General features: G+C 59.1%; 12 protein-coding genes and 1 pseudogene. 10 read left to right on the top strand and 3 right to left on the bottom strand.

Annotated features, from left to right (window positions below; translation table 11 throughout):
- Nucleotides 1-860: 860 nt before the first annotated feature.
- From ACTJJN_RS20720 to ACTJJN_RS20690, 7 genes and pseudogenes are all read left to right on the top strand, one after another.
- Nucleotides 861-998 (top strand): annotated as a pseudogene (locus tag ACTJJN_RS20720) (Fic family protein); the annotation flags it as partial.
- A 139-nt stretch (nt 999-1,137) separates the two neighbouring features.
- Nucleotides 1,138-2,538, top strand: coding sequence for a PAAR domain-containing protein (locus tag ACTJJN_RS20715; protein WP_440781571.1), 1,401 nt, complete (start codon nt 1,138-1,140; stop codon nt 2,536-2,538).
- Nucleotides 2,531-2,920: a hypothetical protein gene (locus ACTJJN_RS20710; protein WP_041167277.1), complete on the top strand. Its 390-nt coding sequence runs from the start codon at nt 2,531-2,533 to the stop codon at nt 2,918-2,920. The genes ACTJJN_RS20715 and ACTJJN_RS20710 overlap by 8 nt, the downstream gene beginning before the upstream one ends.
- Before the next feature lie 192 nt (nt 2,921-3,112).
- Nucleotides 3,113-4,534 (top strand): type II toxin-antitoxin system HipA family toxin, encoded by a 1,422-nt coding sequence (locus ACTJJN_RS20705; protein ID WP_440781570.1) that lies wholly within the window; start codon nt 3,113-3,115, stop codon nt 4,532-4,534.
- The gene (locus ACTJJN_RS20700) at nt 4,531-5,001 is read left to right on the top strand and encodes a helix-turn-helix domain-containing protein (RefSeq protein WP_440781569.1); all 471 of its coding nucleotides are present in this window, start codon (nt 4,531-4,533) and stop codon (nt 4,999-5,001) included. Before ACTJJN_RS20705 ends, ACTJJN_RS20700 begins: the two co-directional genes overlap by 4 nt.
- Before the next feature lie 252 nt (nt 5,002-5,253).
- Complete coding sequence (locus ACTJJN_RS20695) at nt 5,254-5,964, top strand: hypothetical protein (RefSeq protein WP_319006635.1); 711 nt, start codon at nt 5,254-5,256, stop codon at nt 5,962-5,964.
- Nucleotides 5,965-6,616: 652 nt separating this feature from the next.
- On the top strand, nt 6,617-6,844 hold the full coding sequence (locus ACTJJN_RS20690) for a hypothetical protein (RefSeq protein ID WP_014755271.1): 228 nt from the start codon (nt 6,617-6,619) through the stop codon (nt 6,842-6,844).
- Between the two features lie 64 nt (nt 6,845-6,908).
- Here ACTJJN_RS20690 and ACTJJN_RS20685 read toward each other — a convergent pair whose 3' ends face one another.
- Nucleotides 6,909-8,294, bottom strand: coding sequence for a GntP family permease (locus tag ACTJJN_RS20685; protein WP_014755272.1), 1,386 nt, complete (start codon nt 8,292-8,294; stop codon nt 6,909-6,911).
- A gap of 433 nt (nt 8,295-8,727) precedes the next feature.
- Here ACTJJN_RS20685 and ACTJJN_RS20680 point away from each other — a divergent pair, with 433 nt between their 5' ends.
- Nucleotides 8,728-9,657: a malate dehydrogenase gene (locus ACTJJN_RS20680; RefSeq protein WP_014755273.1), complete on the top strand. Its 930-nt coding sequence runs from the start codon at nt 8,728-8,730 to the stop codon at nt 9,655-9,657.
- A gap of 105 nt (nt 9,658-9,762) precedes the next feature.
- Here ACTJJN_RS20680 and ACTJJN_RS20675 read toward each other — a convergent pair whose 3' ends face one another.
- On the bottom strand, nt 9,763-10,584 hold the full coding sequence (locus ACTJJN_RS20675) for an amino acid ABC transporter permease (protein WP_017148086.1): 822 nt from the start codon (nt 10,582-10,584) through the stop codon (nt 9,763-9,765).
- A complete protein-coding gene (locus ACTJJN_RS20670; RefSeq protein WP_003247511.1) occupies nt 10,581-11,402 on the bottom strand; it encodes an ABC transporter substrate-binding protein in 822 nt (273 codons plus the stop codon). Before ACTJJN_RS20670 ends, ACTJJN_RS20675 begins: the two co-directional genes overlap by 4 nt.
- A gap of 118 nt (nt 11,403-11,520) precedes the next feature.
- Here ACTJJN_RS20670 and ACTJJN_RS20665 point away from each other — a divergent pair, with 118 nt between their 5' ends.
- Complete coding sequence (locus ACTJJN_RS20665) at nt 11,521-12,405, top strand: homocysteine S-methyltransferase family protein (RefSeq protein ID WP_195743554.1); 885 nt, start codon at nt 11,521-11,523, stop codon at nt 12,403-12,405.
- Between the two features lie 167 nt (nt 12,406-12,572).
- The gene (locus ACTJJN_RS20660) at nt 12,573-13,844 is read left to right on the top strand and encodes a cystathionine gamma-synthase family protein (protein ID WP_019750413.1); all 1,272 of its coding nucleotides are present in this window, start codon (nt 12,573-12,575) and stop codon (nt 13,842-13,844) included.
- Nucleotides 13,845-13,856 lie beyond the last annotated feature (12 nt).

Genomic DNA, 13,856 nt, shown 5'->3' with positions numbered 1-13,856 from the left:
TATAGGTCCCTTGTTTGCTGGCTTCCAGCGCTTTTGGAACACCAAGAACACCAAGAACACCAGTTCTTAATGGTTACACTCCCCACGCCCCGAAAAGGGCTGAAGCCAGCAGCGAGGCAACCCCCTGGACTTCCCGAGCTGGCCGCTTTGCCGGGTTAGGGACCATGAAGTCTGTAGCTCATCGTTGCCCCCCTCACTGACTAGATACCAGGGTGGGGCGCCGTGCATTTGCCGTTTTTGGGTCCTCCCCATACCCCCTCCCTACACGGGTACGGGGACTCGCGGTTTCCCTGCAGCTGAGATTTTCCTTGGGATGTCCGTCTTCTGTTTCATTCGGCTGAGGCCCAAACGATTCCGAAAGCTTGACTTGACGCTTGTTGCCAGAGCGCGGTCGCATCTCAGCTGTTAGCCGGTCGGCCAGCTAAGCGGTCAGAAGACAGGCAGGCAGAGTTACTGCTCGGCGGGTTGTGTCTTGCCATGCCGCCGAGGCAGGGGAGGGTGAATTGGGTTTTAGGTATATGGTTAGGTATACGGTTTGGAAATATAGAGGACAGAGGTCAATAAATACGGGGTCTATGGGTGCCTTATTCGACTCCTGTCTCCGCACCAGAATCAGTTGGCCTATGGCGATTTATCGCTACCTGGCACCAATAGAAGCCCGCCTTGTGCGGGTTTTTTTGTTCCCGCTTTTTTCCCCACGGATCTGCGTGTTTTTGACTTTATGGTTCGCAGTTTTCCACTTAGGGTTGGACGTATTCTTAGATAATGGTTAGCTGTCGATCAGGTTTTGGCCAGTGTTTACGGGGTGAGAACCGAAATTTTTCTAGATAATGATTTTCCCGTTTAGAGATAATTTTGAGATGCCCCAGTTTTCTCACCACGACCTGCAGCTACTGAACCCATCCGTCGACTCGCCGCTGGTTGACGCTCTGGCCGAGCTCGAATTTCTGCGCAGGCTGAGGCTGGAAGGGGACGACGGCTTTTTTCAGACAGAGTCTAGTTCTCAAACCGCTAGGTCGTGCCTAGTCCTAAATCCGCGTTGCTCGTAGGAATCGTCTCGTTAGCTGCTCGAGGCCTCATTTGCCCCTTCTTAGCTGTTAGGTTCTTTCGCTCCTAAAGTTCGAAAGGGACCCTGAAATGCGCGTCAGTCTGGATGGGCTTGGCCAAGCAGTAGACGGTGATGTGACCACCACAGGTGCGATTTGCATCGCTACCGGGGAAGGTTACCTCGACGAGGGACGAATGGTCCTGAGGATGGGGGATCCCACCACACCTTGTCCACTTTGCGGGCTGGAAGGAAAGGTCGTCGAAGGGGTGTGGCACTTCATCTCGGATGGCCAGCCAGTCGCGATGGATGGCGCCTTAGTTGATTGCGGTTGCCCAGAGGGTAGCAACCGGGTGGTGGCGCCTTTAGGGGAAATGCCCCCGCCGCGGCTGCCGGTTGCCGTACGCACTAGCCTCACACCCGCTGGCCCTGGGAGCTCTAGCGCTTCGGCAGGGGCTTCGCCCGCCATGGTTGGCGGGTTGCCTGGGCAGATGCAGCCGGGATTCTATGTGGTGCCGCGGAGCATGTCGTTCCCGCAGATTCTGTTGGAGCTGACTAGCCATGATTCGACCTTGCCCATTTCGTACCTGCAACGCCTGAACCCGACTTTCGAGCAGGGGTTCAAGGCAGGGGAAATCTTCGTCATCGGCGATCCGGATAACGGTTATGCCTGCACCCAGGAGGAGGGCCAACTCATGGCGGCCGCCGAGCGCGCACGACGTTCCTTGGCTGTACTCGATTTTGCCGAGTCAGATTTCATGATGGAGTATCAGGCTGAAATTGCCGGACTGCTTAGTGACGCCAGTCTCTCCATGGGTGTGGGTAAGGACATGATGGACCACGGCCTCCGGCAGCTTCGCAGCACACTTGGCAACATCGAGCGTTTGCATCAGCAAGAATTTCTGCGCCATGGCCATCTGAATAGTCCATCGTTCTTCGCCGAACGACGGCTGTTATTGGAGCAGCTAGATGGTCAGCTGAAGGCGACTTTTCTAAATAAACATCTGAATCTAGGGGCCTACGAGCGGCTGAAGAAAAGCTTGAATATCTCGACCAAGAGTCTTGTGCATCATTGGTCGAAAGCCGGTGGGCCAGGGCAGATTCCTGGGTACGCCACATACTTGGACAAAGTGGCGAAGCTTAGTAAGTACCTTCGGTATGGTGGGCATGTCGGAATTGGCTTAGGTGGTACATCTTCCTATCTGAAAGTCCAAGAGGCCTGCCGTGCAGGGGAAACCGAAGCCTGCAAAAAAATTCGTTTGTCTGAGGCAGGTGCTTTCGCTGGGGGGCTGGCGGGAGGGATCGTGGGTGGCAAGATTGCTGGGATCACTGCGCTCGCTGTATGTGGGGTGTTCTCTGCTGGTACCGCGGGTTTCGGGGCGCCGGTATGTGGCATTGCGCTGGTCGGGGGAGGGGCTTTTGCTGGGAGCATCGCCGGTGCGGAGGGCGGTGAGCAAATGGGCGAGCTGATCTACGAATCACATTATGACTGAGTTCGAGAGTTGGCCCGTGTGGCTGAAGTGGATAATGCTGGCGTGTCCGTTCGTGATCGCGTTGGCCGGTTGTGCGGTCAGTGCATTCATCGCGGGTACAAGAAATTTCACTGTTGCAACCTCGGCTATCCAAAGTCATCCCGGCCTGGAGCAAATGAAACTGTTTTTGGGCACGCGGCGCTTTGGCGCTCGGTGGCTGCTGATAACGTTTCTTTGTGGAATACTCATTTGGCCTGGCGTACATATGCGCCGAGGGCATCTGGACATCGAAGAACTAGAAAACTTCCCTGCAAAACTTAAGTTGGCTCTACAGATATCCACGTGGCTGACGGCCTTTGGCTTCGCTTGGATGTGGGTGACCTATGGATTCATCAAGGCGTAGCCGTTCCACCCCCCCCTGTAGGAGCGGGTTTACCCGCGAACGCGGGCGAAGCCCGTGCCATCCACCACCTACCCAACGCAATTAAACATGGTCCTATAACCCAAAGGTTGAATCACACTTCCTGCCTTCCAGGCGCAGCAACGACCTCTAGCCCGCCCTCCCGCGCGCTCTGAATGCATAATCGGTAGTGTGATGCCGGTTTTATCCGTGCTTAAGCTTTTAATCAGCAATATATTGCCGATTCCAGCCATGCGCACTATGATAATCAGCATTAAAGTACTGATTAATGGTGTCCCGATGCCGCTCAGACTCACGATCCAGGCTTTCTCCGATGGTGCATGGCGCGATGCAGCGACACTCACGGTTGAGAACCCCGAGCGTGTTGCTGATGGAAGGTGCCTTGTCGCCTACGACGGCGACTACATCATCGCGAACGTTGATCGCATGGAAGATCGTTGCGAACTCGCCCTAAGCGTTAACCTTCCGTTGAACTGGGACCACCATGACGTCAAAGGGTATCCAGCATTCCTCTACGACATCATTCCCTCTGGTGCTGCCAAGGACTCTCTTGAATCCCGCTATGGGCGTCTTAAGCCCGAAGGTGTGGAAATGGGGCTGTACTTTCTGGAGCGCTTCACCCCGGCGCCTATTGGGCACCTGCGCATCAAGGAATCGGTGGAAGGCCTTCAGCCGGATCGGAGCGAGGCTTTCGCGCGTGCTGAGGTCGTGGACAGGACGAACGAATTTCTTGAGTACGCCTATGAAACCGGCGCGGCGTTGGGCGGTGCTACCGGTGCCAACGGGCAAGCCCCCAAGCTGGTCATGACCGAAGCCCACAGCGGTGCTCTGTACGCTGATGCGATGCTCCCCGATGACCAGGCGTGCCGTCACTGGCTGATCAAGTTCGCGCGTAATCGAGGCGGCGAGCGCGACCAAGACATCCTGCGAACAGAGTTTCATTACTACAAGGCGGTTGCTGCCCTCGGCCTTGATACGGTTCCCACTGATGGTTTGGCGCTTGAAGAGGCAGTGAAGCCAAGCCTCTGGATGCCACGATTTGATCGCCGAGTAGTGGATGGCGTGGTGGAGCGGATACCGCTGGAGTCGGTGTACTCGATCTGCGGTATTACCGGCTACGCGCATCCGATGGCGCATGCCGAAGTGGTTCACCGCCTGGTAGGTCTATGGATCGATAACGGCCAGCAGGATGAGGTGGACGACCTGGTGTTCGAGTATGTGCGCCGCGATCTGCTGAACCGCATTCTAGGGAACACCGATAACCACGGCCGCAACACTTCCATCATGCGTGTGGGTGGGAGGTTTTGTTTGGCGCCAATCTATGACCTCGCGCCAATGATCCTCGATGAAGAGGGCATCACACGGACGACGAAGTGGGCAGCAGAGCGCAAGGGGTCTTCTAATTGGCGCGACAACTGCGCTGAGCTTGTTGGTTACACTGATCCCGATGTCCTGCTGCAACGGTTGATGAATGCGGCTGAGGCATTCAGGGCGTTGCCCGATCTGCTGACCGATGCGCCCGAATCGATGCGCAATGCAGCCTCTCTACCCGTGAATAACCTGGACAAGCGACTCGTGGAGTGGGGACTGCGATGAAAAAACTACAGCCTGAAGAGCGCGCCCAGCTTGTAGAGGATATCGTCAAGCGCAACGCGGCGGGGCTCGATCCAATTGGCACGTCCATCCGCCGTCTGCGGCTCGAAGTCACCGGGCTCGACCAAGAGACCTTCGCGGCCATGTGCAAGATGTCCACGAAAAGCCTGTACGAACTGGAAAGCGGGAAGTCGAATCCGAAGCTCAGCACTTTGGAGGCCGTACTGCGTCTCTTTGGTGTGCGGATGGGGATGGTGATGACTGCCAAAGATAAGTCCACTGCAACGCTCGTCGGCAACACTGTCGGCCAGTTGAAGGCTGGTGGGCCAATCGCTGTGGCCGCGCCGCTGGCCAGTTCCTGCGTGGTGGCCGGACCGAAACGAGGGAAAAGCCCTGCGGCAGCCAAAGCGAAGAAGGCAGTGTCGAGGCCGGCATCGTCACGGGCAGGGAGAAGCAGTCAGGAACAGTGAGATTGATGTGGGATGCAAATAAAGCCTCATCCCATTTTTCTCTAACTGATGGGTTGCGGCATTAAGTCTGGTTTCTCGCAGTGGTTCCGAACCACGATGGCTTCATGCGTGTAACGATAACCATTGGTAAGCTGCGAGTTTCCTACCGTGCCTGTGAGGTCTCGCGAATCATACGGTTTGTGTACTTAGGCTGATCACTTTTGAATAGGCAGCTTATACTGGCCTTCCGCCAGTATTTTTGAGGCTGTCAGCTTGCCCACATTTATAGTCGAAGAGTCATTTGAAACGCGTCTGCGCCATGCGATTTCAGTCGCCTGGAAGGTGTTCGCTAGAAAGGTCGGTGGTGGCCTCATCCCAGTGAACAAAGAAGCATCCATGCAGCTTCAGTACGCCTACCTACTAAAACAGCTACTCCCGCTGACTCTGCATAACCCTGATGAGTCAGCCGACATCGAGCTGGAGACGGGAGTAAAGCTACCTACAGGCTCGCATAACATCGACATATTGGTTACTGGCACATCCGCGAAAAGCAGTACAAGAATCGCTATTGAGATGAAGTGCTACCGGAACATTACCTCCTCTGGTGGGCCTCGTGGCGCGCAAGACATATTCCAGAAGGATGTTTATGAAGACCTACAGGTGCTAGAGCAGTACGTAGAGGCTGGTATCGCAAGCCGCGGGATTGCGCTAGTCATGAACGACCTGCCGTCTATCACCACACCTAAAGTGAAAAATGGCAAATATTGGGCGTACGATATTTCCCATGGGACCACTTTCCCAGGTGGGACAATCAACGTTCCGATTGGTGGAAAACCCGTCTCTCTGGCATTGAAACGTTGCTACGTTTTCGACTGGTCGAAATTCGGAAGCATCTGGTTTTCTGAAATCGAGGGGATTGATCAATTCGATGCTGTTGCCAGTCCTGTCGATGCTGAGGTTGGCTCCGAAACCGCTGTGAGGTAGCGGGGGCAGTAGCACCAGGCGTGTCTCTTGCTTCAAACGTCCCAGCGCCATTGACCAGTGGATCTGGTTTTAGGGATTAGGGATACGCTTCGGCTGTGATCTGCATTAGATGACTGAAAACGTTGTGGTACAGGTGCATTATTCGATTCCTGTCTCCCCCCATTCCCGCCCCATCCAACCGTCAAGTAGACCTTGATACCAATCCGTTTTAGCCGACGTTTCCTACAACTCCCAGCGTCCATTCACATCCCCCCAAACCTTGCATTGCAGCCCCCACGACGCTACCGTGCTCCAGTCGCGGCCAACTCCGCGACCGGGTTTGGCGACCCGAACGAAAAGGCGCATCGGCGCCCCCGACCACGATTGCAGGCGCTTTTTTTGCGTCCGCAGTTTCGTGTAATGGCGGCTGTGCGTGGGAGACCTTCGGGTCTGCCGAGTTCCTTTTCCTCGGTTCGCCAACCTGCGTACAGCTGCCACCCTAATCGTTTGGCGACGGTCAGCGTGGTGCTTCAATCGAAAAGGACCGCATGCATGCTCATCTCAAGTCCATCCAGGATCCTCGCATCCGTTCTCCTCCGCCGTTCCGCAACGGCCCTGCGCTACTTCACCTTCAGCAAGCCCCGCTTCGTCTCCACCCAACCGGAGGCCCGCCATGTCTGACCAAGAACGCCTCTCCACCATCCAAAGCTACGCCTGGACCCTCGAACTGCTAGGCGAGGCCCTGGTCCAGCACGACGAAATGCTCGAGTGCGAACACAACCCGCGTCTGAGCTTTCGCAACACGGCCGGTATCCATCAGGCGATCCGGATCATCAGCCGGTTGGCCAGTGAGCAGTGTGGGAAGGTAATGGAACGAAGCGAGCAGGATCTGCAGCGTTAGGCCAGATCGTTGCTCGAGGGTGGGGCCAGATTGGGGCTGCTGTGCAGCCCCCGTTGACTCAAGTTCAACCTATGGTGATGGCCGCATTCAACATCAACACCACAATCAGCCCGACCACCGCCACGATGGACTGCACCACCGAGATGGTCTTGGTGGCTTCGCCCATGGTCATGCCAAAGGATTCTTTCACCATCCAGAAGCCTGCATGGTTCGCATAGTTGAAGAACAGCGAACCGCAGCCGATGGACAAGGCCAGCAAAGGCAGGTTGAGGCTGGGGTCTGCACCTGCCAGCGGTGCCAGCAAGCCGGCAGCACCCACGATGCCGACGGTGGCAGAGCCGGTAGACACCGAGAGCAACATCGCGATCAGCCACCCCAGAATCAGGGGAGGGAAGGCAGATTGCTGGGTCAGGTGCACAATGGCATCGCCAACCTTGGCGCTGGTCAGCATTTCCTGAAAGGCACCGCCACCGGCAATGATCATGATGATCGAGGCGATCGGCTTGAGGCTTTTGCCCAGTGCATCGCGCAGCTGTTCGGCGTCGCCGCCGCGCGCAAGCACCAGGCTGGCGCCGGCGAACAGCACGCCCAGCAGCATGGCGATCAGCGGATTGCCCAGGAAACTGGCCATCTCCAGCAGCGCATTGCCTTTGGGCAGCAGCATCTCGGCGACGGCATGCACCAGCATCAGGATGGCCGGCAGCAATGCGGCCAGCATGCCGACCATTACCCCGGGGCGGGGTTGGCCATCGGCTTTTTCAGCCAGTGTGAACTGGTCCAGCAATGCCTGATCGGGCCGCGTGTTCATGCGCGGTGAAATGAACATGCCGTACAGCGGGCCGCCCAGGATCATTGCCGGAATGGCGGCAAGGAAGCCATAGAGCATGGTGGGCCCGACCGAGGTCTTGAGCACAGCGATGGCGGTCAGGGGGCCTGGGTGCGGCGGTACCATGCCGTGCATGGCGGCAAGCGCCGAAATGACCGGCACACCTACATACACATACGCCGAGCCTTTGAAGCGCGCCTTGCTTTCCAATTTGCGCGCCACGCTGAATATCAGCGGCAGCATGATCACCAGGCCGACTTCGAAAAACATGGGGATGCCAATGACGAAGGCAACCAGCATCATGGCCCAAGGGATCATGCGGTCGGAGGTGCGCTTGAGGATGACATCCGCGACCTGCTCCGTGACGCCTGCGTCAGCCAGGATCTTGCCAAGCATCGCACCCAGCGCAATCACCACCCCCACTGCGCCCAGTGTCTTGCCGGCGCCGGTGAGCAGGTGGGAGACGATGCTGCCTGGCGCCATATGCGTCGCGAAGCCCACGCCAATGGACACCACCAGCAAGGCCAGCAGCGGGTGCATTTTCAGGCGCGAAACGATGAGCGCCACCAGCACCAGAACACTGGCCAGTGCCGTCAGTAATAGCTGTATATCTAAGGGGGTCATTCAAGGAGTCTCGGTTGGGCTGGCGCTCGGGCTGCACTCAGGGTTTGAAGGCGTGACGGGCGTCTCCACGGGGCATGCCCAGGTGGCTGCCGTGGGGGCTGCTGCTACGGTTTCGAGGAAGGGAACGCGGCGTTGCGCTAGCTGCCGCTCACAGGCGGGCGCCTGGTAACGGAAGATGGGCAGCAGGGAGGCGTGGCGCTGAGGCCGGTGGGCGGCGGTGTGGCGACGGGGCACTTGGGCAGCATAGTCATCGGTTGATTCACCTTGTTGTATGGTCATCTATATGAATCGGGCCAAAATATTCGCGCTGCCATGGAATACTGTCAAGTGAAGGTCGTCGCATCGTCTTGGGTGGCCATTTAGCCCCGGCAGGCAATACTTCTCTCTATACGCAGGCGTGTTCCTGGTGGCGCGCGCCGCTGGGAGGTGTCTGGTGAACAAATTAACGATCGTGGGTGCCGGCCTGGTCGGCGAGGCGGCGGCGCAGATCATCGCCCGGGATGAGCTGTGCCGTGAGCTGGTGTTGATGGACGTGCAGGGTGAACTGGCGCAGGGCAAGGCGCTGGACGTTTGGCAGGCGGCGGTGGATTCAGGTTCCGATACCCATGTTCACGGCGGGGCCAAAGCCGAGATGCTGGAGGGTTCCGAGCTGGTGGTGATCACGGCGGGCGTGCCGCGCAAGCCCGGCCAGTCGCGTCAGGATGTATTGAGTACCAACCTGCCAATCCTCGACAGCATCATGGCGGATATCAAGCACCACGCGCCGACAGCGACGGTGCTGGTGGTGTCCAACCCGGTCGATGTGCTCACCTATCGCGCCTGGAGCGTCAGCGGGCAGGGGCGCGACAAGGTGTTCGGGCAGGCGGGGGTGCTGGATACCGCCCGCATGAAGTGTTTTATCGCTGAGCAAACCGGGTTTTCTGCACGGGATATCACGGCGCTGGTGTTGGGCGGGCATGGCGACAGCATGGTGCCGCTGATGCGCTACTGCCAGATTGGCTCGGTGCCGTTGTCGCACTTCTTGTCCGATGAGCAGATCGAGCAGATTGTCGAACGCACACGTAAGGGCGGCGGCGAGATTCTGGGGTTGAAGAAGATGGGGAGCGCCTGCGATGCACCGGGCGTGGCCATTGCGCAGATGGTCGATGCGATCGCCAATGGGCGGAACCGTATTTTGCCGGCGGTGGCGATTCTTGAGGGCGAGTATGGGCGAACGGATATCGCCATGGGTGTGCCCTGCGTACTGGCAGAGAAGGGGCTTGGGCGGATTATCGAGTTGCCGCTGGATGCGCAGGAACAGGCGATGTTCGACCACTCGGCAGACCAGGTGGCGCGGGATATTGCCGAGATGAAAGCTTTGTGAGCAGCAAAGCGGCTTCAGTTGACGCGGTCGATGCAGGAGCGCCCTGGTGGCGCTCCTGCACGTCGTGCCTGCGTAGATGATTTTGCAAGGGCCGTGTGGCAGCCCTCAGCGCTGATAAGCCTTGCCAAAATGCCGTTCCAGCCGCGCCTGCAGCAGTTCCAGCAGTATCGACAGCACCCAGTAGATCACGGCTGCGGTGGTCAGCATTTCCAGGTAGCGATAGCTCGAACGCCCATACGACTGCGCCAGAAACATCACCTCCCAAACCCCCATCACGGAAATCAGCGACGAGTCCTTGAGCATCGAAATGAACTGGTTGGCGGTGGGCGGAATGATCACCCGCATGGCTTGGGGCAGGATGATGTGGCAGAAGATCTGCGGCGTGCGCATGCCCAGCGCCAATGCTGCTTCACGTTGCCCACGGGCCACGCCGAGGATGCCGGCGCGGAAAATCTCGCTCAGGTAGGCCCCGTAGTTCAGCGACAAGGCAATGATGCCGGCGCTGATGGCGCCGGGTACCAGGCCCACCTGCGGCAGCCCCAGGTAGATCAGCAGAATCTGGATCAGCAGCGGCGTGCCACGGAAGAACGAGGTGTAGAAGCTGGCCACACCCACCAGCACCGCGCTGTTGGATAACCGTGCCAGCGCGGCGGCAAAGCCGAGCAGCACGGATACCACCATCGAGCACAGGCACAGGAACAGGGTCAGAGCGGCGCCTTGCAGAAAACCATTGGGCCCCAGCTTGAAACCGGCCAGGTTGGGAAACTTCTCCAGAATGATGGCGAACTTCAGGTCAAAGCTGAGGAAGAAGGCGACAAACAGCCCGAACAGCGCCAGCCAGGTCAGCAGTAACCGGGTGCGAAAGCCGAACAGGCCGGCGCCCGCAGGCTTTACCACGGGCTTGGGGGAGGGGGGGAAGGTGCTCATTTGCTGATGTCGGCGCCAATCCATTTCTGCGACAGCTTGGCCAGGGTGCCATCAGCCTTCAGCTCGGCGAACACCTGGCGTACCTTGGCATCCCACTCAGGGTCGCCTTTTTCGATGGCTACCGCGTTGGGCTCTTCATACAGCGGCGCACCGGCCAGCTTGAAGCGCTTGTCCTGCTGCAGGCGCGGCTGCGCGGTCACCAGGTTGGTAATGATGGCGTCCAGGCGCACGCCAGTGCCCAGGCCCAAGTCCTGGAAGGCGACGTTTTCAGTGTCGTAGGGCGCAGCCTGCACGAAGTCGAACGGGTAATCGATCTTCTGGTCTTCCTTGCCTTCAATGACCAGGTTCTTGTTCAGGTAGCTTTCGTAGCTCGATGCACTGATCGAACCCACCTTGCGGCCTTCCAGGTCTTTGGCGCCATGGATGCGCTCATCCGAGGCATTGACCACGATCACGGCGGGCGATGCGTAGTACTCCACGGGGAAGTCAAATACCTCGGCGCGCGCCTTGCTCGGGGTCATCGAGCAAATGCAGATGTCGTAGCGCCCGCTCCAGCGGCCAGCGGCAATCACGTCCCAGGACGGTGTTTCCAGGCGCAGTTTGACGCCGAGCTTGTCGGCCACTGCCTTGGCCACGTCCACGTCGTAACCGTCGAGCTGGTTGTGGTCATTGAGGAAGGAAAACGGCGGGTAGCTTTCCATCAGCACGTTAACCATTTCCTTGCGCGATTCAACTCGCTCCAACGTGGCGCCAGCAAAGGCTTGGGTGGCAGTTGCGAGCAGTACAAGGCCCGCACCCAGCAGAGAAGAAAATCGCATGTACATACCTGATATGTTGGGCAAATGGGTGATAGGGTATTTAATAGTTATAACCCTAATCCCCATAATGAATTTTATTCATAAGAACCTTCAGAGAAGTTATATGGCAGAGCGAACGATGGTAATTCTGGACGGTGGCATGGGCCGAGAGCTGCAGCGCAGTGGTGCACCGTTTCGCCAGCCCGAGTGGTCGGCGCTGGCGCTGAGCGAGGCGCCGGAGGCGGTCGTGGGCGTGCATGCAGCCTTCATCGAGGCGGGTGCGCAGGTCATCACCAGCAACAGCTATGCAGTAGTGCCGTTCCACATCGGTGAAGAACGCTTTGCCGCCGAAGGGCGACAGCTGGCCCATATCGCAGGCCAGCTTGCGCGGCACGCGGCAGATAGCGGCGCGCACCCGGTCAGGGTGGCCGGTTCGCTGCCGCCGCTGTTCGGGTCCTACCGCCCCGACCTGTTCCAGCCCGAGCGTGTGGCAGAGGTGCTGACCCCGTTGCTCCAGGGCCTGGCCCCGCATGTTGACCTGTGGCTGGCCGAAACCCAGAGTTCCGTGGCCGAAGTGCGGGCCATTCATAGCCATTTGCCGGCAGACGGCAGGCCGTTCTGGGTGTCCTTCACCCTGCAGGACGAGGACGTCGACGATGTTCCGCGCCTGCGCTCCGGTGAACCGGTGGCCGACGCCATCGAAGCTGCAGTCAGCCTGGGGGTGGCTGCGGTGTTGTTCAACTGCAGCCAGCCTGAGGTGATCGGCGCCGCCATTGATGTCGCGCGCTCCGTCATCGAGCGGCACAACGCCGAGATTGCCATCGGTGCCTATGCCAACGCCTTCCCGCCGCAGCCCAAAGAAGCCACTGCCAACGATGGCCTGGACGAACTGCGCGAAGACCTCGATCCGCCGGGTTACCTGGCATGGGCCAAGGGCTGGCGTGCGCGGGGTGCCAGCATGGTCGGCGGTTGCTGTGGCATCGGCCCGGAGCACATCGCCGAGCTGAAACGCAACCTGGCCTAAGCGCCCACGTGGCCGGGCGGCTTTTGCAGCGCCCGGCCCGCAGCCATTAAAAAAAACGCCAGTCAGACCCGGATTCCATCGTTTTTCAGGCCTCCGTCATCTCCCTATAGTCCGCTCAAGGCCGATGCTGCATCGGTGTACACAACTCAGCTGGGCGGGAAGCGGATATGAACAACAACGAAAAATTCGAGGGCAATGCTGCGGCCGGTGTGGGGACGCGGGTTGTGTGGAGCGGGGAACAGGTACAGCACCCGTACAACGCCACGCAGACCCCGATCGTGGTCAGCGCCGCTTATGGCTATAACGATATCGATGCCTGGTACGACGTGGCGCAGGGCAAGCAGCCGGGCTTCATCTACAGCCGCATGAGCAACCCAACGGTCGCCACGCTGGAAGCAAAACTGGCCGAGCTGGAGCAAGCCGAGTCGGCAGTCGCGTTCAGCAGCGGCATGGCGGCCATTAGTGCTGTGCTGCACACCTTCCTGTCCAACGGCAAACGCGTGGTGTCGACCCGCGACAGCTATGGCGGCACCAACAAGATCTTCGAAGAGTTCCTGCCGCGCATGGGCGTGCAAGTGTGCCTGTGCGATACCCTGGACACTGAAGCGCTGGAGCGCGAGATTGCCGCCGGTTGCGACCTGCTTTACCTGGAAACCCCCACCAACCCGACGCTGAAGGTGCTGGACATTCGTCGGCTGAGCGCCGCTGCGCACAAGGTGGGGGCGCTGGTGGTGGCCGACAACACCTTTGCCACGCCACTGAACCAGAACCCGCTGGCGCTGGGCGTGGATGTGGTGGTGCACAGCGCAACCAAGTTTCTGTCCGGGCATGGTGACGTGCTGGGTGGGGTGGTGTGCGGCGCGGAGGTGCTGATGGCCCAGGTGCGGCACTACCGGGAAATCAACGGTGCGGCGCTGGACCCGTTCTCGGCCTACCTGATCATCCGCGGTATCAAGACCCTGGCAGTGCGCCTGCGCCAGCAGCAAGCCAGTGCCATGGCGTTGGCCCTTTACCTGAGCACTGAGCCGTTGGTTGAGGCGGTGAACTACCCAGGTTTGCCGGCGCATGCCGGGCATGCCATTGCCAAGGCGCAAATGCGCGGGTTTGGCGCCATTGTCAGCTTCGTGCTGAAAGGCGGCATGCCGACCGTGGCCCGTTTGCTGCCGCGGCTGAAGTATGCCCACCGGGCCGGCAACCTTGGCGCGGTAGAAACCATCTATGGCCCGGCGCGCACCACCAGCCATGTCGAGAACACTTTGGAAGAGCGCCTGGCGCTGGGCATTTCCGAAGGGCTGGTGCGCATTTCAGTGGGCATCGAGGAAACCGATGACCTGCTGGCGGACCTGGCACAGGCCTGTGCATCGGTGCGTGAGGAACTGGCCGTCGCAAAGGAATTGCACGCTGACGCAGACGCCTGCCAGCGCCCGGTGCAGGCCTGAGGCTGGCGCGTA

This window comes from Pseudomonas sp. 22515, from assembly GCF_052044625.1.
Classification (GTDB): Bacteria; Pseudomonadota; Gammaproteobacteria; order Pseudomonadales; family Pseudomonadaceae; genus Aquipseudomonas; species Aquipseudomonas alloputida.
The sequence above is the reverse complement of the archived record's forward strand: the minus strand, read 5'-3'. Positions and strand labels throughout refer to the sequence as shown.